Below are 24288 nucleotides of genomic sequence, written 5' to 3' on the forward strand. Positions count from 1 at the left end.
TGTGAAACTGTCTCGTGTTGTTCTAGCCTCGCGGCGTCCTGCTCCCCACCCTGCGAGGAGTTCCGGTATGCGTGTGGTCCAGTTGACGAGAACCGTTGCGGCGATCGGCTTCCTGGTGGTGAGCGCGGTGCCGATCGCGGGTGGTACCGCCGCCGCGGCGCCACCGGCCACCGGCACGTTCTCCGTGCTGAGCTACAACGTCGCGGGGCTGCCGGAAGGCCTGTCCAGCGGTAACCCGAGGGTCAACACGCCGATCATCGGCCAGAGGATCCGGCCGTACGACGTGGTGCACGTGCAGGAGGACTTCAACTACCACGCGTCGCTCTACGCCAACAACACCCACCCGTTCCGCACCCCCACGAGTGGGGGCGTCCCGTTCGGTGACGGGCTCAACACGCTGTCGGACAACGCGTACTCGGACTTCACCCGTGACCGCTGGGACCGGTGCAACGGCACGGACTGCCTGACGCCCAAGGGGTTCACCTGGTCGCGGATCCGCCTGGCCGAGGGGGTGTTCGTCGACTTCTACAACGTGCACGCGAACGCCGGGGACACCGAGGCCGACCTCGCCGCCCGGCGGGCGAACATCAGCGAGCTCTCCCGGTTCGTGGGCGAGAACTCCGCGGGCAACGCCGTCGTGATCGCGGGTGACACGAACACCCGCTACACCCGCTCCGGTGACAACATCCGCGAACTGGTGACGGCCAACGGCCTCACCGACGCCTGGGTGCGGGAGGAGCGCGGCGGCGTGCCACCCGCCGCGGGCAGCCCCGCGCTGGTGTGCGACGACCGCGCCGTCACGGACGCCTGCGAGGTGGTCGACAAGATCCTGTTCCGCGGCAACAGGTACATCATGCTCGACCTAGTTCGTTACGCCAACGAGAACGCGGCCTTCCGCACCGCGGACGACAAGATGCTCTCCGACCACTACCCGATCGCGGCCGACCTCCGCTGGACGCTCGATCCCGCGTTGTCCCTCACCGACCCCTTCGGAGGCCCGCACGGAACCGCGTTCACCGACGTGCCCGCGGTTCCCCTCGCACAGCGCGTCACGAAGGTGAGCCTGCGCGCCGGCACGCGAGTGGACCAGGTGGGACTCGCGTTCGACGACGGCACAGCCCTCAGCCACGGCGGCAGCGGTGGCACGGCCCACGAGCTCACACTGGCGCCGGGCGAGCACCTGCGCTCACTCACCCTGCACTCAGGTCAGCGCGACGGGCACACGCGGATCTTCCACGCGAGCTTCACGACCACCACCGGCCGCACCCTCTCCGGTGGTGGCACGACGTCGAGTTCCACCACCTTCACGGCACCGGACGGCTGGCAGATCGCGGGCTTCCACGGACGTGCGGGAAGCGAGGTCGACGCGCTGGGCGTGATCTTCACCAGGGTGCCGTGACCGCGGGCGGGTTCAGATCACCCGGCGGAGCGGTCGCGCTGCCGGGGGAGCAGGGCCCGCTCCACGTCCGGGTGCACGTCGAGCACCTGGTCGAGACCCGACACCTCGACAGGCCGGAGCACCGCCCGATGCGCCGCCACGATCCGGAAGGGAACACCGGCCGCGTCGGCGAGCCGCTGGTGGGCGAGCAGTTCGTTGAGACCCATCGACCCGAAGTACGTGACTCCGGTCAGGTCCACCACCACCGGCAGCGACGACGTCGCCATCGCGAGCGCGGCGCGCAACTCGGCGCGGAACGCCGGCGCCGTGCTCTGATCGAGTTCGCCGGTGGCCCGCACCACTATCGCGAGCCCTTCCACTTCACGTTGCACGTGCAGCGGCGAGGAAAGGGTGTTGGTCACGGTAGCGCTCCCATCGCTCTCGCGGCCTGACGTCGGAACGGGCACGCGTCAGCGTGCCGGGCTTGCGGGCAAAGATTTTATTCGTCTCGGCGACGACCGCAAGACCGGCGCGAGACGAGCCGGTCGGGGTGAGCTCCTGCGGTTCGCCGGTACGGGAGGGGGTAGCCGCGATGGAACCGGATCCCGACCGAGGAGGCTGACGTGACCACGACGACGATGCCGATGCTGGAGAGCCACCCCGCGGAGATCACCCTCGACCGGGGCAGGCTGGCGGCGACGATCGACGCGCTGATCGCGTGCGCCGAGGCGTGCACGGCGTGCGCGGACGCCTGCCTGAGCGAGAGCTCGGTGGCGGAGCTGACGAAGTGCATCCGCACGGACCTGGACTGCGCGGACGTCTGCGGTGTCACGGCTCGGGTGTTGTCGCGGCACACCGGGTACGACGCCACCGTGAGCCGGGCGCTGCTGGAGGCGTGCGCGGTCGCGTGCAAGGCCTGCGGTGACGAGTGCGAGGGGCACGCGGGCATGCACGAGCACTGCCGCATCTGCGCCGAAGCCTGCCGGGTGTGTGAAGCGGCGTGCCGCGACCTCCTCACCACCATCAGCTGACCCGGCGCTGCCGCGACCCGAGCCGGTGCCTTCCGGCCGGGGTCAGTCCCTGGGGTCGGAGGGCCTGCCCGCGAGCTCGCTCGCCTCGTCCTGCGAGCTGGTGCCCTCGGAGGCGTGGATGTGCCTGCGCGCGTTCTGCAGGGCCACCGTCTCCTCGACCGGGTCCGGCGACAACGTGCTGCCCGCGACCGGGTGACCGGCCGAGCCGAGCTTGTTCATCTTCTTCGGCACCGACGCACCCTGATACGCCAGCGGGATCGGGTGGCCGTGGTCGTCCACCGGGCCCAGCGGCTGGTGGATCTCGATGAACTCACCATGCGGCAGGCGCTTGATGATGCCCGTCTCCACACCGTGCTCAAGCACCTCACGGTCCCCGCGCTGCAGGCCGATGCAGATCCGGTACGCCACGAAATACGCCACCGGCGGCAGCACCAGCATGCCGATGCGGCCCATCCACGTCGTCAGGTTCAACGAGATGTCGAACTGGTAGGCGAAGATGTCGTTCGCACCCATGAGCAGCAGGACCATGAAGTACGTGATCGCCATCCAGCCCAGCGCCGTGCGCACCGGAACATCACGCGGGCGCTGCAGCAGGTTGTGGTGCGCGTAGTCCTTGGTCATCCGGCGCTCGATCCACGGATACGCCGCCGCGATACCGGTCAGCAGCGGCAGACCGAGGATGAACGGCAGGAACGGCGCCGGGATCGTGTAGTTGCCCAGGTAGAACTCCCACGCCGGCCAGATGCGGACCAGGCCGTCGGTCCAGCCCATGTACCAGTCCGGCTGCGAGCCGGCGGAGACCTGCGCGGGGTTGTACGGGCCGATGTTCCAGATCGGGTTGATCTGGAACACCCCACCCATGATCGCGATCACGCCGACGACGATGGCGAAGAAGCCACCGCCCTTCGCCGCGAACACCGGCATGATGCGGACGCCGACGACGTTGGTCTCCTTGCGGCCCACACCGGGGAACTGCGTGTGCTTCTGGTACCACACCAGCGCCAGGTGCGCCGCGATCAGACCCAGGATGATCGCCGGGATGATCAGGATGTGCGCGGTGTAGAGCAGCGGGATGATGTCCGTGCCCGGGAACTCCCCGCCGAACATCAGCCAGTTCAGCCACGTACCGATCACCGGGAACGAGATCAGCAGCGCCGCCATCACCCGCAGGCCCGTACCCGAGAGCAGGTCGTCGGGCAGCGAGTAGCCCAGGAAGCCCTCGATCGCGCCCAGCATGAACAGCACGATGCCGATGACCCAGTTGATCTCACGCGGCTTGCGGAACGCACCGGTGAAGAAGATCCGGAACATGTGCACCACGATCGCGCCCATGAACAGCAGGGCCGCCCAGTGGTGCACCTGACGCACGAACAACCCGCCACGGGTCTCGAACGAGATGTCCAGAGTGGACGCGAACGCCCGCGACATCTCGATCCCGCGCAGGTTCTCGAACGCCCCGTTGTAGGTGACCTCCGTCATCGACGGGTCGAAGAACAACGCCAGGTACGTACCCGACAACAGCAGCACGATGAAGCTGTACAGCGCGATCTCACCGAGCAGGAACGACCAGTGCGTCGGAAAGACCTTGTTCAGCTGTTTGCGCAGGCCAGAGGCCGCGTGGAACCGCTCGTCGGCAGCGTTGGCCGCCGCCCCTGCGACGCGCGCGGCCGCGTTGGCCGGCTTCGTCGGCGTGGTGATGGCACTCATGACTTCCGCTCCCAGAACGCCGGACCCACAGCCTCGGTGAAGACGGCGCAGGTGATCGTCGATCGGTCCGTCTTCGACGGTAGGCGAACGCCGGGTCCATTGCACAACGATGATTCGTCAGCACGGCCGGATAGCTGAGAGATGTCCTTCATCGGGAAGAACGATTCTCAGCTGCGGTGGTGAGCGCACGCCGGGACGGCGTCATCTTCTGGGGCTTCTCCGCTTTGCGCGGCGGCCGGTCGTTGGCGATCAGGACCGCCATCCACGGCAGCGGCACGGACAGCAGGATGAGTCCGAGCGCCAGCCACCACACCTGCGCGAACAGCACGGCCAGCACGATGCAGGGGATGCGCATGCTCATGATGAGGGCGTAGCGGCGCCGCCTGGCCGTGAGCTGGTCCTGATAGGAAGGCGCGGCGGAAGTGATCAGCACAGGCTGTTCACCGCGGTGGGAGTTCATGGAAGACCTCCGTTCTCCATCAGGGATTCGTCGCGGTGCCCGGACCGGTTCGTGCCTGCTGCGTCACATGCTCCGGTGACAGCCGGCGGTACAGCGCCGCGAACGGCTCCGCGACGGCGTCGATGTGGAAGCGCCGGCGCACGGTGCGCTGCCCGGCTGCCGCGATCGGGGCCGCGGCGGCGCCGAGCCCGACGACGTGTGCGAGCCCTTCGCCCAGTGACCGCGCGGTCGAGGTGTCGACCAGGAACCCGTTTTCGCCGTGGTCGACGTAGCAGCGCAGCCCGCCTCGGCGCGGGCCGACCGCCGGCAACCCGGCCTCCATGGCTTCGAGCACGGCGATGCCGAACTCCTCCTTCGCGCTGGAACACGCGTAGATGTGCGGTGCTCCGGAAAGCGGGGGACTGGCCGCCAGTTCGTGTTGCAGCCGCCTGATGTCGCCGTTGGACCAGGCGGGCAGGACCGCGAGCCGCCCGCGTGCCGAGGGCGTGGACCGGGCCAGTTCGAGCAGTTCGTCGAGCACGGCCTGCTCGTCCGGTGTCCGGTCGGTGGAGGAGCCGCCGATGATCACCAGTGCGGTCCGGTGGTGCAGGCCTGCCTCCAGCCACGCCCTCACCAGCAGGGGCTGCTGCTTCATCGGGTGCAGCCGCCCCACGTTCAGCAGCACGGGCAGCCCTTCGGCGGTGGCGTCGAGGCGGGGCGAAGCCGAGGGGGAGAACAACTCCCGCACCAGCGACCGGGTGGACGGCGGGGGTGCCGGGGTGATTCCTTCCTCGAGTGCCGTCACCGTCGTGGGCGTGAGCCTGGGGAAGTGCGCCAGCACCTCGTCCTGCTTGCCGCCGATGGTGATGACCTGGTCCGCTCGCGCGACGAGGTGGTCGGCGGCGCGCACGCGGTGGAGGTCGAAGCGCATCGCCGTGAGGTCCTCGGCGTCGTCGAGATGGCGTTCGGCGAGGTGCCGGTGCGGGTCCGGGGTGACGGTGAACACCAGCTTCGCGCCGAGCAGGCGTGCGGCGTCGGCCACGGCGAGGGATCCGTCGTCGGAGTAGCGGACGTGCACGACCTCCGGTGACAGGCCGCATCGCGGCAGGAGCTCGGTGAGCCACCAGGTGATCCCCGCCCGGTGGCGGGCCATGTCGGGCTGGGCGACCGCCACCGGCGAGTCGACGGGGACGTGCACCGTCCAGTGGTCGAGCTCGGGGTCCTTTCTGACGGTCACGGTGGTGGGTTCGTGCGCGAGCACGACGGTGATCACGCGGCCGATGTCGTGCCGCCGCACCAGGGCGTCCGCCAGGGACGACAGGAACACGCTGAGCCCGCCGCTCGCGCCCTCGCCGGGCCGCGCGGTGCCGCCGATGAGCATCGCCTGGGCGATCGCGGGTCCCGTCGCGGGTGGTGCGACCGGCAACGCGATGTCGTCGTGCAGCAGGTCGAGCATGAGCTTTTCGTAGGGGGAACGGGGTGTGTCGTCCACCGGCTCGCCGAGCGCGTGCAGGTAGCGCCACAACGCCGGGCCCGTGGCGGCGGCACGTGCCTCCTCCGCGCTCAACGGTGTGAGGCGGTGCACGGTCGCGATGTCGAGCAGGCTCACCGTGAGCTCGCGGTCCTGCGTGGACAGAAGTGCGCCGCGCAGTTCTTCGGTCACCGGTCCGGCGCCGTGTTCCCGCACGGTCGCGAGAACCTCTTCACACGTCAGGGAGAAGGTCCTCGGGCTCGGGTCCTGGAGCAAGGGGGAGAGCAGGTCGTGGGGTGCCGTCACCTGCGGGGTGTTCTCGGCGCTCCTGGCTCGCAGCGCTCGCTGTACTTCGAGATGTGTCCGCACATCCGTTGTTCGAACCGGAAGGGGTGGTCGGATCGAACAATTTTCGAGCAGTAGCAACGAGGAGGAGACCTGTGTCACGGTTTGTCGTTGTCAGTCCACCGTTTCGCTCCCACGCCCAGCCGATGTCCGTGTTCGCGGCCGCGCTGAACTCGGCGGGTGCGCGGGAGGTGACGTTCGCGTGTGGTCCCGAGTTCGCCGACCTCGCCCGCGGTCTTCCTTTCGCAGCACTGAAAACCACGCGCGACTCGAACAGCGGGATCGCGGAGCGGACCGAGCAGGACCAGCGCTCCGCGAGTGAGCTCACCGGTTTTCTCCGTGCCACCGAAGGAGGTGCGGCCTCCGCGTTGCTCGCGCAGACACGCCGCAGGAGAGCGGAACCGCTCGCCGCGCCGGAGCAGGTGTGGCGCGGTCTGGCCGCGCTGCAGGAAAGCGTGCGACCCGACTGGTACGTCGTCGACCAGATCGATTACGCCACAACACTCGCACTGCACGCGCTGGGCCTGCCGTTCGTCTCCTACGTCACCGGTCATCCGAGCTACCTGGTCGCCGAGGACGACCAGTTCTTCGGTCTGCCCCAGGCCTGGCCGTCCGCGGTGCGACCGACACCGGCAGAGTTGGAGCTGCTCCTCGTCGAGGTCTGCCTCACCGATCTCGCCCTCACCGCCGCGTTCGCCCGCTTCCTGCGGGAGTTCTCGCCGGCCACGCCGGCGCCGCGTCGTGCCTTCGCGCTGACCTCCTCCCATGCCGCGGTCGTCAACTACCCGGAGCTGCCCTGGTTGCCTCCGTTGCCGCAGCACCAGCCCCGGATCTTCCTCGGCCACTGCACGACTCCCGAGGCGCTGGACGAAACCTGGCTCGACCGGGTCCGTGGCCGCCGTGTCCTCCTCGTGGCACTGGGGACGTTCCTGTCCGCCAGGCACGACGTCCTGCGCACCGTGGTCCGCGGAGCACTCAGGGTTCCCGGCCTGACCGTCGTGGTGGCGGCCGGTGGCCGGGTCGCCGAACTCGCCGACCTGGCCGCGGATCCCCGCGTGGTCGTGGAGCCGGTCGTTCCGCAGCGCGCGTTGCTGCCGCACGTCGCCGCGATGGTGCACCACGGCGGGAACAACTCCTTCACGGAATGCCTCGAGGCGGGGGTTCCGGCCGTGGTCCTGCCCTTTTCCAGCGACCAGTTCTGCATCGCCCACGACGCCGAGCGCTCTGGTGCGGGCGTGTGCCTGGATCCCAACGCCGCCACACCCGAAGACGTGGAGAACGCCTTGAAGGCGGTGCTGGCAGACCCGAGCTCGATCGCGGAGCTGAGGGACGCCGTGCGGGCAGCGGGTCCCGAGCGGGGCGCCGCGCGGTTGCTGGAGGTGCTGGACCGGAACCCGGCGTCCTGACGGTAGAACGGTCCGCACTCGTCATCGCGGCCGCCCGGTGTCGCCGGAGGAGCCACCGCTGGGTGAGAGACCACTCAGCGGTGGGCGGCACCTCGACTTCCCGTCCAGCCATGAATCCATCGTCACCCGCCACGACCACGCCTGCATGATGAGCGCACCTGCTCGCCGTGGCCGGCTCAGCTGAGGTTTCCCTGCAACATGCTGACCCCGTGCTCCTGCTGACCCAGCCGTTGCGCGGACACGTCCACCACGCCGAAGGTCCGCAGGTCGACCCCCGCGGGGATCGGCATGTCGGCCTGACCGCCCGTGAGCACGCCCAGGGGGATCATGACGGCCGCGCCGTCGTAGAGCCACACCTGGTACAGCCCTTCGGGTGCCGGCATTCCGTCCACCGACACGCGCAGCACTGTGCGGCCGTCGGTGCGCACGACCTGGGCGGTCCCGCGAGCGGTGTCGGGGGCGGTGCCCAGCCGGACCAGATCCGTCTGCGCCACGAGCTGTTCGGTGACCGCGGGAGCGGTCCTCATGGCCCGCTCCACCACGATCGCGCCGGACGCACCGACCACGGCCGCCACAGCCGCGACGGCGAGGAACGCGCGCCAGCGGCGTGGTGGCCGCCGCAGGGGAACGACCGGCGCGATCGCCTCCTGTCCCGTCTCGGCCGCGATGCGGTTCCAGACGGCTTCGGGTGGTGCGGGCAGGTCCAGTTCCGCACGGGCTTCGCGGCCGAGGGCCACCACCTCGCGCAGCGCCTCCACCTCGGAGCGGCAGGAGGCACAGGTGCGCAGGTGGTCCTCAGTGGACCGATCAGGTGCCGGTTCGCCCAGCGCCAGCAACGTGAGCGCGTCAGGGTCGGCGTGTGCCACGGTCCACCTCCCACCGCTGCCTGAGTCGTGCCATTCCGCGGCGCAGATGGCTTTTCACCGTGCCGAGCGGCATGCCGGTGGCCGCGGCGATCTGGTCGTGCGTGAGGTCATCGTAGAAGGCGAGCAGGAGAACGCGTTGCTGCTGGGGTGGCAGCTCGGCGATCGCCTCCAGCATCACCAGCCTGTCGATCACGCGTTCGGGCCGGACGGGCTCGTCGGACGTCGTGCCCGCGCCGGCCGCGTGGAGCACCTCGACCACGTGCTCGTCCCGGCCGCGAGAACGCAGCACGTCGATCGCACGGCGACGCGCGATGGTGAGCAGCCAGACGAGCAGACTCCCTTTGGCGGGGTCGAAGCTCTCCCGGCTCCGCCACGCCGTCACGAACGTCGTCTGCACCACGTCCTCGGCGTCCGGCCGCGACGGCAGGGTCGCCGCCGCCACCCGCAGCACAGCCGCGGAATAGCGCTCGTAGACCGCGCGCAGCGCACCGTCCTCCCCGGCGGCGAACGACTTGGTCGTCTCGTCGAGGGACTCGCTGGCATCGGCCATCACGGTGACCACCGCGGGCAAGATCGCACCACCTCACGGAATCTAGGGCTCGCCGACCCGGTTCGCACGACGGCCGCGACGGGCCCGCTCACGACTGCGCGAGCGGGCCCGGACAGGGGCGTGCTCAGCGCAGGACCGGGTTGCCGTAGCCGATCACGAGACCCGGGGTGAACGCGGTGACGCCGAAGGTGCCGTTGAGCACCGACGCGGCGCCGGGGGTGAGGGCGAGCGTGACGCCCTGCGGGGTGGCGGCACCGAGGGTGAAGAGGTCCGCGCGTTGCCGGAAGTCCACCAGGCCGGACAACACCCCGCGGTTCAGGTCGATCGTGTAGTTGGTCAGGTACAGGCGCGTGTGGCCGGCCTGCAGCACGAGCCCGCCGATGTGCTCGATCGTGCCGTCGGACGGGTTCCCGACGATGCCGAAGCTGATCGCCGATCCCGTCCTGCCCGCGAGGAAGGGCTTCACCTTCACCCCCAGCGACGTCAACGCCGCCGCGGCCGCGGGATCGAGCGTCAGGTCGGTGCGCCCCTTGAAGAAGTTCCCCCACGCCGCGCTGTGAGCCGCCGGGGCGGGCGCGGCCGTGGCGGAGGGAACCGTCGACACACCGCCGGCGAGAGCCATCCCCAGGGCAAGACCGGCGGTGATCATGCGATTGCGCATCGAAGCACTCCTGTCCGTCGTGCGGAACTGGTCAGGAGGGGTACGACCGGCACGACCCCCGCGGATGCACCTGCGGAGAAGTTTCTGGTGGAGGACCTCGGGTGCTTCGGCGGAGTTCAGGCGGGTTGCCAGTCCCGCGGGTATCGCGCGGCATGCTGGTGGTACAGCTGCTCGGCGGCATCGGCCAGTTGCGCGCCACGGGCAGAGGCGGGCGTGTTGTCCGTCCAGCAGTACAGGACGGTCCGCCGCGGTGGCGGGGTGAGCATCCGGATCGCGCGGCTCGCGGTCTGCGCGACCGTCACGAAGCTGACGGAGACGCCGTGCCCGTCGTCGATCAGGGTCTTGACGTCCCACCCGTCGCCGAGTTTGGCGATCCTCGGCTTGAACCCTCCACAGGTGCGACACAGGTGCACCAGCATGGAGTGCTGGTGGCACGGTGGTGTCATGGCGACCCACTCGACCTCGGCCAGCTCCAGCGGCAGGTCGTCGGCGTGGTGGACGAGGGCGGCGTCGAGGGTGCCGGTGCTCAGGCCGGCCACGACCTCGTCCTGGCCCAGGATCTGCACCGCCACCGGGTGCACCGCGGGCAGCGCGTCGACGACGTCCGCGGTGTTCCACGGGCCGCGGAAGCAGCCGACCCGCAGGGGCGGGGCCGCGCCGACCCTCCGGGTGGCGGTGATCGCCTCCTCGGCGGCCGTGATCAGGTCGCGTGCCCGCGGCAGCAGCTCTCGTCCTGCCGCGGTGAGCCGGATGCCGTCGCGGCCGCGCTCGAGCAGTTCCACACCCAGGCCGCGTTCCAGCACGCGGATCTGCTGGCTCAGCGACGGCTGCGTGATGAACAACGAAGTGGCAGCCGCGGTGATGGTGCCGTGTTCGGCGATGGCGACGAAGTACCGCAGCTGGCGGAGATCCACAGCACCCTCCTGTGCTCGGGCAGGTGTGGCACCACGATAGGCGCTGCCTATGGCTGCCGCTCACGCTCAACACCGGTGACGAGCCCCTCTCGGCCGCGGTGGGCGGCGGCACCTTCTACGTCAACGACTGGCACAACTGAGCAGGGGCACGCACCGACCGGTCACATGTGACCGGTCGGTGCACTGTCGAGTCCGGACGTCCACCCCCACGATGAGCGGCGGTCCCCGAGGGAGGGACCTTTCGGCACAACTCGAAAACTGGGGGTACGGGCGATGGCTCGTTGGACCACCGGCGCGGGCTGGAGACGGCTCGCGGCGGCCACAGCCGTGGTGCTCGGAGCGGGGGTGATCACCGCGGTGTCGTGGCCCGACGCGGTGACGCCGCCCGTCGCGGCCGAGGCGAACGACACCGCGTTGGCGTTGCAGACCGCGCACGAGTCGGGGGAGGCCGTGGCGGTCCCGGCGTTGACGACGCCGACGAGGACGGTGTCCGCGCAACCCGACGGCACCCTCCGCGCCGAGCTCACGACGGCGCCGACGCGGTGGAGGAAGAACGGCACCTGGGTCGGCGTCGACCCGGCGCTCACCGGCGGGCCGGCCGGCACGCTGGTGCCGAAGTCGGCCGGTGTGGACGTGGCGTTGTCCAACGGGGGCAAGGCGCCGCTGCTCACCATCGGCACGCCGGGCCGGTCCGCGGCGCTGACCTGGCCCGGTGAGCTGCCCGCGCCGCTGGTGGACGGCGCGACCGCCACCTACCGCGACGTGCTGCCCGGCGTCGACCTCGTCCTGAGGACACAGGCGAACGGCGTGACGCAGCACGTCGTGGTGAAGGACGCCAAGGCGAAGCCGGAGAGCGTGCGGTTCGGCCTGGTCTCCGACGGCCTCACCGTGCGCGCCACGAAGGATGGTGGCCTCGAAGCGGTCGACGGCAAGGGCGAGGTCGTGCTCGCCACGCCACCGACGATCATGTGGGACGCGGCCGGGACGCAGGCGAGGGTAGGCCTGCGGGTCGACTCGTCGTCCGTCGAGCTGCTGCCCGACCAGGAGCTGCTGAAGACCGGCCAGTACCCGGTCACGATCGACCCCGACTGGTGGACCAACGACCGCAAGGACTGGACGAAGGTCTTCAGCGGCAAGCCCGACAGCACGCACTGGTACGGCGCCGACGACGTCGACTCGTGGGCGAAGGTCGGCACCTGCACCGGGTGGGCGGGCTGCAACGGCATCGGCGTCGCGCGCTCCTACTTCCAGTTCGACACGTCGTTCCTGCGCGGCAAGCGGATCATCAGCGCGGACTTCAACGCGACCGTCGTGCACGGGCCGCAGTGCGTGACGTCCGACCACCAGCTGTGGATCGCGAACGCCACCTTCGGCCCCGGCACGACGTGGAACAACGCCCCTGGCGGCACGTTCGTCGACAGCAGCCCGGCGGGCAGCAACTACACCGGCTGCGAGGGCTACAAGCCGGTCGGCTTCACGGTCGGTCAGTACATCAACCCCAACGGCTGGTCCGCGTACTTCCTCCGCGCGGCCAACGAGGGCGACAAGTCCGCGTGGCGCAAGTACGACGCGGGAGCCACGAAGATCACGGTGAACTACAACAGCCGCCCGGACGCGCCGACCCAGATGGTCACCGATCCGCCGCTGACGATCTGCAAGTGGTGCGGCGGCGTCGCCTACACCGCCCAGGACAACATCCGGATCAAGGGCAAGCTGACCGACGCCGAGAACGACCAGCTCACCGCGATCTGGGACGTCTACGGCGGCCCTCAGAAGCAGCACGTCGAAGGCCCGACGCTCGGTGCCGGCAACACCTTCAGCACCAACGTCGATCTGAGTGGGCGCAACGGCCAGCACGTCACGTGGACGTTGTGGGGCCGCGACGCGGCGGACGGCAGCGACTGGAAGAACGGTCCCGGTTTCGTCGTCGACCGCGTCGGGATCGACAAGGAACCCGGTGTCGTCGCAGGCCTCTACACCGACGACAACCGCTGGCACGGCGGTGTCGGCGTACCAGGCCGCTTCACGTTCGACTCCGCCGGTGTGTCCGATGTGGACCACTACCTCTACGACTGGGTCGACCCGCCCAAGACGCCGGTCGACGCGGAGGCACTGGGCGGCAGGGCGTCCGTGGACATCGCGCCCAAGGCGGACGGCACGCAGACGCTGTTCGTGCAGAGCGTGGACCGGGCCGGCAACGCCAGCCCCACCAGGAAGGTCAAGTTCAACGTCCGCGGCGGCAACGGCCCGCTGGCCCAGTGGTCGTTCGACGGCAACGGCAAGGACAGCGCGTTCCTCGGCGACCGGGACGCGACGCTGAACGGCGGCGCGAGCTACACCGCCGCGGGCGCGGTCGGGTCGGCGGTGCAGTTCGACGGCACCACCGGGTCCGCGGCGGCGCCGAACACCGTGCGCACCGACGCGAGCTTCACCGCCTCGGCCTGGGTCAGGCTCGCCCAGGGCAACACCCACCAGGCAGTGCTGAGCCAGGACGGCGAGGCGTTCGCCGGGCTGAACCTCTGGTACCGCGCCTCCGACGGGCGTTGGGCGTTCGCGATGGTCAACCCCGCCGCGGACGACAAGTGGTCGGACTGGGCGTGGTCGGCGGCACCCGCCCAGATCGGCGTGTGGACGCACCTGACGGCGGTGTACGACCTGCCGTCCAACGAGATCCGGCTCTACGTCAACGGTGAGCCCGCCGGCTCGGCGAAGCGGTTGTCCGCCCCGGTGAACACGACGGGCCAGTTCCGGATCGGCAAGACCCTGTGGGACTCGCAGCCGGACCAGGACCGCCTCGCCGGCGCGGTCGACGAGGTCAAGGTGTACGACCGGGTGCTGTCCGACGCGGAGATCCGCGCCTCGGTCGGCCGGGACGCGGTGCAGGCCGGCAACTGGAAGTTCGACGAGACCAGCGGTACGGCGGCGGGGAACGCGGTGCTCGGATCGACGGCGGCCGAGCTCAAGGGCAGCGCGAAGTTCGTCGGGCAGGGCGCGGTCGGTGGGGCCGTGCAGTTCCCCGACCCCACCGGGTACGTGACGGCGGGCAAGCCCGTGGTGCGCACCGACCAGAGCTTCTCGGTCTCGGCGTGGGTGCGGCAGGACGAGACGCCGCCGCTGGACTGGTTCCAGGCCGCGGTGAGCCAGGACGGCACCCGGCACAGCGGCTTCTTCCTCGGCTACCGCAGCGCCCCGGACGGCGCGGGCCGCTGGGAGTTCGTGCTGCCGACCGCCGACGTGGCGGGCCCGGGTTACGAGACGGTGTTCAGCCCGGCGGGTGCGAAGCTCGGCGAGTGGACGCACCTCACCGGTGTCTACGACGCGCAGGCCAAGCAGATCCGCCTGTTCGTCAACGGTGAGCAGACGGCAACGGCGGCGCGGACCCAGGGCTTCAACGCGACCGGGGCGCTGACCGTCGGCCGCGGCCGGGCGGGCGGCAACCCCGGTCACGAGTGGCGCGGCTCGCTCGACGAGGTGCGGGTGTTCAGCAGGGCCATCGGCACCGAGGAGGTGCGCGGCATCGTCGCGCGCGACAACGTGGCGGTGGGCAGCTGGAAGTTCGACGGCGGCCTGCAGGACTCCTCGCCGCGGGCGTTGCACGGCACCGCGACCGGCGCGGTGTCCTACGTCGCCGGGCAGGCGACCATGCCCGACGCCGCCGACCAGGCGCTGGGGCTCGACGGCGCGTCGTCCGTCAGCACCCCGCACGGCATCGACGCCGACCGCAGCTTCGCCGTCGCCGCGTGGGCCAAGGTGGACGCGGCGGGCCTGGCGACCGTGCTGTCGCAGGACGGCCCGGACGTCAGCGGCTTCACCCTCAGGGCCCGCGCGGACGGCAAGTGGGGCCTGCAGATGGGCGGCAGGGACGAGGCCGCCGGTGGTGCCGTGCAACCCGGTCAGTGGACGCACCTCGTGGGCGTGCACGACGTCACCGCCAAGCAGATCCTGTTGTACGTCAACGGGGTCCAGGTCGCCTCGGCCGCGCACACCCAGACCGGCACCGCGTCCGGCGGGCTGCTGGTCGGCCGGTCGAAGGCCGGTGAGTTCTTCAAAGGCGCGATCGACGACGTCTCCGCGTACTCGCGCGTGCTCTACGCGACGGAGATCCAGACCATGTCCGGCAAGGACCTCACCCTCGTGCACCACTACCGGTTCGACGGCACCGGCGCCGACGCCTCGGGCAACCGGCCGGCGACGCTCGGCGGTGACGCGGTGATCGGAGCGGGACGTCTCGGCGCCGGTCTCGTCGTCACCGGCGCGGGCGCGGCCACGACCACCGGCACCGACGTGCGGCTCGACCAGCCGTTCACGGTGTCGGCGTGGGTGAGGTTCAGCGGCAAGGACTGCGCCGAGCGCGTCTGCCGCAGCGACGCCGTGACCGTGGACGGCGCCAGGAGCAGCAAGTTCCGCCTGGGCCACGTCATCGACGACGACAACAACCAGCTGGGCGCCTGGACGTTCGACATGCCGGAGTCCGATCTGGACAACGCGAAGGTCACGAAGGCGGCCGTGTCGACGCTGCCCTCCGAGACCGACAAGTGGACGTTCCTGGTCGGCGTGTACGACCCCGTCGGCAAGAAGATGTGGCTCTACGTCAACGGGACCCGCGTCGGCGACGGCACGCTCGACAACGCCTGGGCCGCGACCGGGGGAGTCGCGATCGGCCGCGGCAAGGCCAACGGCGCCCCGGCCGAGTTCTGGAAGGGCGGCGTCGACGACGTGCGCCTCTACACCGGGCAGCTCGACAAGGACCGCATCACCGGGCTCTTCCGCTCCTACCCGGCGGTGACCGGGTGAGAAGGACGAACATGAGGAAACTCGTCGCCAGATCGCTCACCATCGCCCTGACGGCGTCGGTGCTGACCGCCTCCATCACCGGCACGGCACTGGCGGCGGGCCCGTCGGTGCCGCTGCCCGACACCCCGTCCACCTCGGCGACCAAGCAGACCATGGGCTCGCGCGGGCCCGACCAGGCCTCGTCCAGCGCGCTGTCCGGCGACCAGCCGGGTGGCAGCGCGCCGGACGGCGGCGGCACCCCGACGGCGTCCCCGCTGGCGCCGTCGGCCACCTGGGACGTGTCCGCGCAGACGGGGGACTTCACCTGGTCCTACCCGTTGCGCGTCCCGCCGTCGCCCGGTGGGCTGGTGCCGGACCTGGCGCTGGGCTATTCGTCGTCCGCGGTGGACGGCCGCACCGGCGCCACCAACAACCAGGCCTCGTGGGCGGGCGACGGCTGGGACCTCGGTGCGGGATTCGTCGAACGCCGCTACGGCACCTGTGCGGACGACAGGACCGGTGACGTCACGCCGCCCAAGGAGTCCGGCGACCTGTGCTGGCGCAGCGACAACGCCGTGGCCTCGTTCGCGGGCGGTGGCGGTGAGCTCGTCCGCGACGACAGGACGGGGGAGTGGCGCTTCGAGAACGACAACGGTGCCCGCGTCGAACGCCTGACCGGCACCGCGAACGGGGACGACGACGGCGAGCGCTGGCGCATCACGACCCTCGACGGCACCCAGTACCTGTTCGGCTCGCGTCCCGACGCGAAGTCGACCTGGACCGTGCCGGTGTTCGGCGACGACAGCGGCGAACCGTGCCACGGCACGACGTTCGCCGCGTCGCAGTGCACCCAGGCGTGGCGCTGGAACCTCGACGAGGTGATCGACCGGCACGGCAACCTCATCCGCCACACCTACTCGCCCGAGACCAACTCCTACGGTCTCAACGGCAAGGACACCGCCGTCTCGTACGTGCGCGGCGGCACGCTGAAGACCGTCGAGTACGGCATGCGCGACGGCGAGCAGGCCACCGGCCGGGTCGAGTTCGCGGTGGCGGACCGGTGCGTGCCGGGCAGCGACTGCAAGCCGGAGAAGAAGGACAACTGGCCGGACGTGCCGTGGGACGCCAAGTGCGACGCGACGCCGTGCAAGGACAAGCACGCGCCGACGTTCTGGACCACGAAGCGGCTCGACAGCGTCACCACGAAGGTGTGGAACGGGTCGGGGTTCAGCGACGTCGACCGGTGGACGCTGGAGCACCAGTTCCCGGCACCCGGTGACGGCGAGAAGGCCGCGCTGTGGCTGAAGGGGATCACGCACACCGGCCTCGCCGGCACCCCGGTGTCACTGCCGCAGGTGACGTTCGAGGGCACGAAGATGCCGAACCGGGTCAACAGGTCCGACGGCGTCGGCCCGCTGATCCGCTACCGCGTCACCGGCATCGTCTCCGAGTCCGGCGGCGTCACCACGATCAAGTACGCGGGCCAGGACTGCACCGACGGCACGCGGATGCCGGCGAACCCGGAGTCCAACACGTTGCGCTGCTTCCCCGCCAAGTGGGCGAAGAAGGACCAGGCGGTGCGCACCGACTACTTCCACAAGTACGTCGTGGAGCAGGTGACCCGGTCCGACCGGATCTCCTCGAGCACCGAGCAGGTCACCGGCTACACCTACCTCGACGGCGCGGCCTGGGCGTACGACACCTCGGAGTTCACCAAGCCCGAGGACCGCACGTGGAACGAGTTCCGCGGGTTCGGGCGCGTCGCGATCCGCGAGGGGCAGCCGAACGACCCCGCCGGCCCGGTGACGATGACCGAGAAGTCCTTCTACCGCGGCATGAACGGCGACAAGCTGCCCACCGGAACCCGGTCGGTGAAGGTCACCGACTCCGAGCACGGCGAGCGGACCGACGACCGGTGGCTGCGCGGCCTGGAGTTCGAGTCGCAGACGCGCGACGGCGAGAGCGACCGGGTCGTGGCGAAGACGATCACCACGCCGTCCGTGCAGGGGCCGACGGCGGTCCGCGGGACCCTCGAGGCCCGGATCGTGCGGACCGGGACGGAGACGGACCACACGGCTCTCGCGGCCGGCGGGAACCGGGTCACCAGAACGGTGACCGGGTACGACGACCGCGGCCAGCCCACGACCGTCAGCGACCTGGGTGACATCGCCACCACCGCGGACGACCAGTGCACGACCACGACGTACGCGCGCAACACCGGCAAGTGGTTGCTGAACGCCGTGGCGAGGGTCGTGACCGTGGGGGTGGCCTGTGGCACGACCCCGGTGTTCCCGCGTGACGCCATCGGCGACACCCGGTACGCCTTCGACGGCCAGGCCTTCGGGGCCGCGCCGACGAACGGTGACACGACGAGGAGCGAGGTGCTGGAGGAACGCCCCGCGTCCGAGCCCGTCTACGCGCCGAGCGCCACCGCGGCGTACGACGTCTACGGCCGCATGACCAGCTCGGGTGACGAACTCGGCCGCGTCACGACGACGTCCTACACCCCGGCGACCGGACTGCCGGGGACCAGCACGGTCACCAACCCGCTGGGCCACGTCACCACGACGACGGTCGAGCCCTTCTTCGGCCAGCCGACTGCGGTCGTGGACCCCAACGGCCGCAAGACGGAGACCACCTACGACGCGCTCGGCCGCAAGACCGAGGTCTGGTTGCCGAACCGGGTGCGGATGCCGGACTCGCGGGGCAACGCGTACTTCTCCTACACCTACCGCAAGGACGCGCCGACCGTGGTCAGCACGTCGGCGATCGGCCCGAACGGCCGCTACACCACGGTGAACGAGGTCTACGACGGCCTGTTGCGGCAACGCCAGCTGCAGACGCCCGCCATCGGCGGCGGCAGGCTGATCATCGACACGAGGTACGACTCGCAGGGCCGCAAGTACAAGACGACCATGCCGTACTACAACACCGGCGCCGTCGACGACCAGCTCTGGCTCGCGGCCGACGCCGAGGTGCCGATGCTCACGCAGCAGCTGTTCGACGGCGCGGGCAGGCAGACGGCGCTCGTCACCAAGGCCGGTGCGCAGGAGAAGTGGCGCACCACGACGTCGTACGGCGGTGACCGCGTCCACGTCAGCCCGCCCCAGGGCGGTACGGCCACGACGACGATCGTCGACGCCCGCGGCCGCAAGGCGGAGCTGCGCCAGTACCGGGGCGCCGCGCTGACCAGCTCGTTCGACACCACGAAGTACGGCTACACCAAGGGTGGCCAGCTGGAGACCGTGGTCGACCCGGCCGGCAGCACCTGGCGGTTCGGCTACGACCTGCGCGGCCGCAAGGTCACCGAGGACAACCCCGACCGGGGCGTCACGTCGGCGACCTACGACGACGCGGGGCAGATGACCACGTCCACGGACGCCCGCGGCGTCACGCTGACCTACGGCTACGACGCGCTGGGGCGCAGGACGAAGCTCAGCGAGGGCGCCACGACGCTGACCGAGTGGACGTTCGACACCGCGCCGTTCGGCAAGGGCCTGCCGGCCTCCAGCACGCGCTACAGCGGCGGGAGCCCCTACAAGACCCAGGTCCTGGGTTACAACGGGCTGAACAAGCCGCTCGGTTCCACGGTCACGATCCCGGACTCCGAGCGGGAACTCGCGGGCACGTACACGACGTCCGCGCGGTACAACATGGACGGCAGCCCGTCCGGGACCACGTTCCCGGCGATCGGCGACCTGCCGTCCGAACCCGTCTCCCACTCCTACGGTGATCTCGGCAACGCCACCACCACGTCGGCGGGCCTGGACGGCGCCACCGACGAACTGGTCTCCGACACCCAGTACACGCGCTACGGCGAACTCGCCCGCACGCAGCTGGGTTCGACCGGCAAGCGCGTGTGGCTGTCGCGCTACTACGACACCAACTCACGCCGTCTCGAACGCACCATCGTCGACGCCGAGGTGCCGAACCCGAAGCAGTCCGACGTCTCCTACACCTACGACCCCAGCGGCAACGTCAAGTCCGTTGTGGACGGTGCCGACACCCAGTGCTTCAGGATGGACCACCTGCAGCGGATCACCGAGGCCTGGACCCCGGGCAACGGGTGCGACGCGAACCCCGGCACGGCGGCGCTGTCGGGCCCGGCGCCGTACTGGCACTCCTACACCTACGACAAGGCGGGCAACCGGCTCACCGAGACCCGGCACAGCGCCTCGGGGGACACGGTCCGCACGGCGGGCCTGCCCGCGGCGGGCGGGTCGCACCGGTTGAACTCGGTGCGGACCACGACGCCGTCGGCCACCACGGACGACGTCTTCACCTACGACGCGGCCGGCAACACCAAGACCCGCAACGCCCAGACGTTCGACTGGGACGCCGAAGGCCGCGTGGTGCGGGTGACAGCGGGCGCGGAGGTGACGTCGTACGTGTACGACGCGGGCGGCGACAGGCTGATCCGGCGCGATCCGACCGGCACCACGCTCTACCTGAACGGCCAGGAACTGAGGTCGGCAGGCGGCGTGCTGAAGGCGACGCGCTACTACCAGCACGGTGGTGCGGCAGTGGCCGTGCGGGACGCGAGCGGCCTGACCTGGCTCGCGGGCGACCACCAGGGCACGGCGCAGATCGCGGTGCGTTCCGCGGACCTGGCGGTGACGAAACGGCGTCAGCTGCCGTTCGGCGGCCCGCGGGGCGAGGCGGCGGCGTTCCCCGGCGAGAAGGGGTTCGTCGGCGGCACGAACGACGCGTCGACCGGACTCGTGCAGCTCGGTGCCCGTGCGTACGACCCGGCGCTGGGCCGGTTCCTGTCGGTCGACCCGGTGATGGACCCGGCCGACCCGCAGCAGATGCACGGGTACAGCTACGCGAACAACTCGCCGCTGTCCAAGATGGACCCGACGGGTCTGTGGTGGGACTGGGTCGAGAAGAGCTTCGACTGGGTGGCCGAGAACAAGTCGTGGATCTCGGTGGGCATCGGCCTCTTCAGCATGATCCCGGGCCTCGGCTGGGGAGTCGGTCTCGTGGCGTTCGCGGCGAGCACCGCCCTGAGCGTCTGGGACACCACCGAGGCGATCCAGAAGGGTGACGAGACGCAGACCAGCCTCGGTGTGCTCGGGCTCATCGGCGGTACCGCCGGACAGTCCGTGAAGTTCGCGCTGCACGGGCTCAAGGGCCTCAAAACGGTGGGCGAGGCGGGGAAGACGGTGGAGTTCCTGTCGGACTCGGGCGGTGTCAGCCTCGGAGCCGGTGCCGCCGCGCTCGCCGACGAAGCGAACCGGCGCGAGGACGACACGGCGGGTGCTTTCCGGAGGCGGACGAGCACCTACCCGGTGACGATGGGTCCCATGCCCAAACCCGCGGCACCGTACGTCCCCTACCGGCCGCCGACGGACATCGGCTGCATCGCGGAAGGCGCCCCCGCGGGCCCTCCGGTGATGCAGAGCTGCGCCCGCGTCGGTGTGTTCCGGCCGCTCAACAACAAGTACTGCACGAGCCCGCTGCTCGCCGGCTGTGCGAAGAAGCAGCTGCCGCCCACGATGGTCGGTGTGCAGAAGGCGAAGCAGAACAGGTCGACCTTCTACACCAAGGGCGGCAAGCAGGTGAGCACCTCGCGCGACATGGGCTCCGGTGGCTACTACCAGGCGGGTGACGGCATGTACCACCGCGCCGACGGCAGGGGGCGCGCCTGGTTCTGACGCACGGCGCTTCCTCCCCGGGAGGGCGACCGGCCGCGGTGGACGACCACCGCGGCCGGTTTGGCGCGTGGGGATCGTGACGAGCAGGCGGCTTCGCGTGGGGTCGCTGCGGGTGGCGCTGGCGCGATCACCACCGCGGTCCGGCCCGAGCACGCCGTGGCCGGCCGGTCGTAGTGGTAGGAAGAAGCCGTGTCAGATCATCTCGCTGCGGCGGTCCGCCGGTTCAGGCTGCGTGCGGGGCTCACCCAGGAGGCGCTGGCGGAACGGTCGGGGGTCTCGGTCAGCACCATCCGCGGCGTCGAGACCGGCAAGCGCAGCAACCCCCAGCTCACGTCGGTCCGGCAGCTCGCGAAGGCGCTGGGGTTGCGGCCGCAGGAGCAGGAGGAGTTGCTGACGTCGGCCGGGGCCGGGCAGGGCCCGCCGGTGCGGGTGCCGCGCCAGCTGCCGCAGGAGGTTCCGGGTTTCGTCGGCCGCGCCGATCTGTTGCGCGGGCTCGACGCGACGCTGGAGGACCCCGGTGCCGCGGTCGTCACCGTGCTCTCGGGCACGGCCGGCGTCGGCAAGACGACACTGGCGTTGCACTGGGCGCACCGCGTGGCGGACCGGTTCTCCGACGGCCAGCTGTACGTGGACCTGCGCGGATTCGACCCCGCGGGCGCGGTCATGGCGCCGGGTGAGGCGTTGCGGATGTTCCTGGAGGCGCTCGGGGTACCGCCCGGTGCCGTCCCGGACGAGCTGGAGGCGCAGACCGCGATGTACCGGACCCTGGTGGCGGGTCGCGCGATGTTGCTGGTGCTGGACAACGCCCGTGACGGCGCGCAGGTCCGGCCGTTGCTGCCGGGCACGCCGAGCAGCTTGGTGCTGGTCACGAGCCGCAGCGACCTCACCGGGTTGATCGCCACCACGAGCGCCCGGGGTCTGCCGCTCGGCCTGCTGAGCGGGGACGAGGCCCACTCGCTGCTGGCCGACCGGCTCGGCGGGGCGAGGGTGGGTGCCGAACCGGCCGCCGTCGCGGAGATCATCGACCGGTGCGCCGGACTGCCGCTCGCGCTGGCGGTCGTGGCCGCACGGGCGGCGCACACGTCGTTCTCGCTGACCGCCTACGCCGAGGAACTGCGCGAAGGCAGCCTCGACGGCTTCGACAGCGGCGACGAGGCAGCCGACCTCCGCACCATCTACACCTGTTCCTACCAGGCGCTCAGCCCGGCGGCGGCCAGGATGTTCCGCCTGCTCGGCCTGCACCCCGCCACCGAGATCGGACTCACGGCCGCCGCGAGCGTCGCGGCTGAGCCGATCCCGATGGCGAGGCGCGCGCTGCAGGAACTCGTCCGCGCCCACATGCTCATCGAGCGCACGCCGGGCCGGTTCGCGTTCCACGACCTGCTGCGCGTCTACGCCGCCGAACAGGTCCTCCCGGACGAACGACACGACGCACTGCACCGCCTGCTGGTCCACTACCGGTACAACGCGGCCCGCGTCCGCGCGCTCGTCAGGTCTATGCCCATGCCCGCGGAAGAGCTCCCGCCCGGCGTCGTCGCGGTCGAGCACGCAGACAACGACGCCGCGATGGCGTGGCTCGCCACCGAGACGCCGGTCCTGCTCGCGAACGCCCGTTCGGCGCACGGTTTCCCGGAGGAGGTCTTCGCCACCATCCGGCTGGTGGTGAACATCCTCGACTCCACCGGACGGCTCTCCGGCAACACCGACGTCGTCGAGATCGGCGAGGCCATCGCCGCGCAGCGAGGCGACCGGCCGGGCCAGGCCGCGATGTGGAAGATGACCGCGCGTCTGCACATGAGGCAGCACCGCTTCGACGAGGCCGAGGCCGTGCTGCGCACGGCGCTGGAGGTCGACCGCGAGTCCGGCGACGCGGGCGCGCTCGGCTTCACCCACATCGGCCTCGCCAGGATCTTCAGCGCGCGGGACCAGCACCGCGAGGCGATCGCCGAGGCCCGGCAGGCCATCGAGCACTTCCACGAGGCGGGCAACTCCTACGCGGAGGCCGAGGCGCTCAACGGAATGGCCTGGTGCCACGCGATGCTGGAGGAGTTCGACGAGGCGACCCACCACGCGGAGCGGGCGCGGGCGTTGAAGAAGGAGTTCCACCCGGACGTGCTGGACACGCTCGGCTACGTCGAGCACCGCAGGGGGAACCAGGCGGCGGCGATCGCGCACTACCTCGAAGCGCTTCCCCAGGCGGAGACCGAAGGTGAGCTCTACACGGTGGCCGAGGTGCTGGGGCACCTCGGTGACGCCTACGAGGCGATCGGGCAGGCCGAGGAGGCACAGCGGAGCAGGCAACGTGCGGTGGACCTGTACGAGCAACTCCACTCGCCGCTGGCGGAGGCGGTCAGGGACCGGATGTCGTGACCGATCGTCCCGACAGGACCACTGTGGACGGCTGCCGCCGGGCCGCTCCGACACCCCGGAGCCGAGAGGTGTCCGAGCACCGCCGCCGTCCGCTGTGAGCGGGATGCGTGACCGCGCTGCTGGGCCTCGCACTCGTCGCACTCACCCTGCGCCAGGCGGTCGCGGCGGTGTCACCGGTCCTCGGCGACATCCGGGTGGACATTCCGATCCCCAACATCGGCGCCGGCCTCGACGGCGGCATCGTGGGCGTGAGCACGGCCGTGCCCGCCGCGGTCGTCGCTCCGGTCGCCGAACAGTGGGGCTGGCGGTTCTCGCTCGGCATGTGGTCGGCGACCTAGATCGTCGCTTTCGTCCCCCGGATCGTGGTCATCGCGCGGGAACGCCGCGGGCGCCTCCCGGACGACGTCGCCGGCAGCACACCGACCGAGGCCGGTGTGCTGCTCGCCGTCACGGGCCTGATCAGCGTGCCCGGCGCGCTCGTCGTGCCGCTGCTCGTCGCGCGGCTGCGCAACGTCGGCCGGCTCATCGCCGTCGGGGTCGCCCAAGGGATCGCGTACGCGCTCGGTCCACTTCTCGTCGGGCTGCTGCGTGACGTGAGCGGCGGGTGGACCCTGCCGCTGCTGTTCCTGCTCGCCGTGATCCTCGTGACGGCCATCCCGGTCGTCACGCTCGCCAAGCCCGCGTTCGTCGAGGACGAGCTCGCCCGCTGAGCCCCAGGAC

Annotated in this window: 16 protein-coding genes; 8 read left to right on the forward strand and 8 right to left on the reverse strand. The window is 70.7% G+C overall.

Annotated features, from left to right (window positions below; translation table 11 throughout):
• Nucleotides 1-67 precede the first annotated feature (67 nt).
• A complete protein-coding gene (locus ND450_RS06505) occupies nucleotides 68-1399 on the forward strand; it encodes a jacalin-like lectin (protein WP_253325249.1) in 1332 nt (443 codons plus the stop codon).
• A gap of 17 nt (nucleotides 1400-1416) precedes the next feature.
• Here the strand turns inward: ND450_RS06505 and ND450_RS06510 are convergent, their stop codons facing one another.
• Nucleotides 1417-1800 (reverse strand): STAS domain-containing protein, encoded by a 384-nt coding sequence (locus ND450_RS06510; RefSeq protein WP_253325250.1) that lies wholly within the window; start codon nucleotides 1798-1800, stop codon nucleotides 1417-1419.
• Between the two features lie 201 nt (nucleotides 1801-2001).
• Here ND450_RS06510 and ND450_RS06515 point away from each other — a divergent pair, with 201 nt between their 5' ends.
• A complete protein-coding gene (locus ND450_RS06515) occupies nucleotides 2002-2409 on the forward strand; it encodes a four-helix bundle copper-binding protein (protein WP_371927671.1) in 408 nt (135 codons plus the stop codon).
• A gap of 42 nt (nucleotides 2410-2451) precedes the next feature.
• On the opposite strand, the gene ND450_RS06520 is transcribed toward ND450_RS06515, so the two are convergent.
• The 3 genes from ND450_RS06520 to ND450_RS06530 all read right to left on the reverse strand — a co-directional run bounded on the left by ND450_RS06520 (nucleotide 2452) and on the right by ND450_RS06530 (nucleotide 6332).
• The gene (locus tag ND450_RS06520) at nucleotides 2452-4116 is read right to left on the reverse strand and encodes a cytochrome bc complex cytochrome b subunit (protein WP_253325251.1); all 1665 of its coding nucleotides are present in this window, start codon (nucleotides 4114-4116) and stop codon (nucleotides 2452-2454) included.
• Nucleotides 4117-4264: 148 nt separating this feature from the next.
• The gene (locus tag ND450_RS06525) at nucleotides 4265-4576 is read right to left on the reverse strand and encodes a DUF3099 domain-containing protein (RefSeq protein ID WP_253325252.1); all 312 of its coding nucleotides are present in this window, start codon (nucleotides 4574-4576) and stop codon (nucleotides 4265-4267) included.
• Nucleotides 4577-4595: 19 nt separating this feature from the next.
• Nucleotides 4596-6332 (reverse strand): glycosyltransferase family 4 protein, encoded by a 1737-nt coding sequence (locus ND450_RS06530; RefSeq protein ID WP_253325253.1) that lies wholly within the window; start codon nucleotides 6330-6332, stop codon nucleotides 4596-4598.
• 185 nt (nucleotides 6333-6517) lie between these two features.
• Here ND450_RS06530 and ND450_RS06535 point away from each other — a divergent pair, with 185 nt between their 5' ends.
• On the forward strand, nucleotides 6518-7777 hold the full coding sequence (locus ND450_RS06535) for a glycosyltransferase (protein ID WP_253325254.1): 1260 nt from the start codon (nucleotides 6518-6520) through the stop codon (nucleotides 7775-7777).
• A gap of 176 nt (nucleotides 7778-7953) precedes the next feature.
• Here ND450_RS06535 and ND450_RS06540 read toward each other — a convergent pair whose 3' ends face one another.
• The 4 genes from ND450_RS06540 to ND450_RS06555 form a co-directional block, all read right to left on the reverse strand.
• Nucleotides 7954-8643: an anti-sigma factor gene (locus ND450_RS06540; RefSeq protein ID WP_253325255.1), complete on the reverse strand. Its 690-nt coding sequence runs from the start codon at nucleotides 8641-8643 to the stop codon at nucleotides 7954-7956.
• Nucleotides 8624-9205, reverse strand: coding sequence for an RNA polymerase sigma factor (locus ND450_RS06545; protein ID WP_253327869.1), 582 nt, complete (start codon nucleotides 9203-9205; stop codon nucleotides 8624-8626). Before ND450_RS06545 ends, ND450_RS06540 begins: the two co-directional genes overlap by 20 nt.
• Before the next feature lie 112 nt (nucleotides 9206-9317).
• Complete coding sequence (locus tag ND450_RS06550) at nucleotides 9318-9854, reverse strand: hypothetical protein (protein WP_253325256.1); 537 nt, start codon at nucleotides 9852-9854, stop codon at nucleotides 9318-9320.
• Nucleotides 9855-9970: 116 nt separating this feature from the next.
• On the reverse strand, nucleotides 9971-10768 hold the full coding sequence (locus ND450_RS06555) for a LysR family transcriptional regulator (protein ID WP_253325257.1): 798 nt from the start codon (nucleotides 10766-10768) through the stop codon (nucleotides 9971-9973).
• Between the two features lie 273 nt (nucleotides 10769-11041).
• Here ND450_RS06555 and ND450_RS06560 point away from each other — a divergent pair, with 273 nt between their 5' ends.
• The 5 genes from ND450_RS06560 (at nucleotide 11042) to ND450_RS06580 (ending at nucleotide 24278) form a co-directional block, all read left to right on the forward strand.
• Nucleotides 11042-15562, forward strand: coding sequence for a LamG domain-containing protein (locus ND450_RS06560; RefSeq protein WP_253325258.1), 4521 nt, complete (start codon nucleotides 11042-11044; stop codon nucleotides 15560-15562).
• Nucleotides 15563-15573: 11 nt separating this feature from the next.
• The gene (locus ND450_RS06565; RefSeq protein ID WP_253325259.1) at nucleotides 15574-21198 is read left to right on the forward strand and encodes an RHS repeat-associated core domain-containing protein; all 5625 of its coding nucleotides are present in this window, start codon (nucleotides 15574-15576) and stop codon (nucleotides 21196-21198) included.
• 189 nt (nucleotides 21199-21387) lie between these two features.
• A complete protein-coding gene (locus ND450_RS06570; protein ID WP_253325260.1) occupies nucleotides 21388-23568 on the forward strand; it encodes a tetratricopeptide repeat protein in 2181 nt (726 codons plus the stop codon).
• A gap of 107 nt (nucleotides 23569-23675) precedes the next feature.
• A complete protein-coding gene (locus ND450_RS06575; protein ID WP_253325261.1) occupies nucleotides 23676-23906 on the forward strand; it encodes a hypothetical protein in 231 nt (76 codons plus the stop codon).
• Nucleotides 23907-23930: 24 nt separating this feature from the next.
• Nucleotides 23931-24278 (forward strand): hypothetical protein, encoded by a 348-nt coding sequence (locus ND450_RS06580; protein WP_253325262.1) that lies wholly within the window; start codon nucleotides 23931-23933, stop codon nucleotides 24276-24278.
• Nucleotides 24279-24288: the final 10 nt, after the last annotated feature.

It is taken from the genome of Lentzea sp. HUAS12, assembly GCF_024125735.1.
In the GTDB taxonomy this organism is placed as follows: Bacteria; Actinomycetota; Actinomycetes; order Mycobacteriales; family Pseudonocardiaceae; genus Lentzea; species Lentzea albida.

Bases quoted from the DNA above. Each gene is read 5' to 3' on its own strand.
- ND450_RS06560 (WP_253325258.1), top strand. From the start codon at position 11,042: ATGGCTCGTTGGACCACCGGCGCGGGCTGGAGACGGCTCGCGGCGGCC.
- ND450_RS06520 (WP_253325251.1), bottom strand. From the start codon at position 4,116: ATGAGTGCCATCACCACGCCGACGAAGCCGGCCAACGCGGCCGCGCGC.
- ND450_RS06525 (WP_253325252.1), bottom strand. From the start codon at position 4,576: ATGAACTCCCACCGCGGTGAACAGCCTGTGCTGATCACTTCCGCCGCG.
- ND450_RS06535 (WP_253325254.1), top strand. From the start codon at position 6,518: ATGTCCGTGTTCGCGGCCGCGCTGAACTCGGCGGGTGCGCGGGAGGTG.
- ND450_RS06505 (WP_253325249.1), top strand. From the start codon at position 68: ATGCGTGTGGTCCAGTTGACGAGAACCGTTGCGGCGATCGGCTTCCTG.
- ND450_RS06565 (WP_253325259.1), top strand. From the start codon at position 15,574: ATGAGGAAACTCGTCGCCAGATCGCTCACCATCGCCCTGACGGCGTCG.
- ND450_RS06550 (WP_253325256.1), bottom strand. From the start codon at position 9,854: ATGCGCAATCGCATGATCACCGCCGGTCTTGCCCTGGGGATGGCTCTC.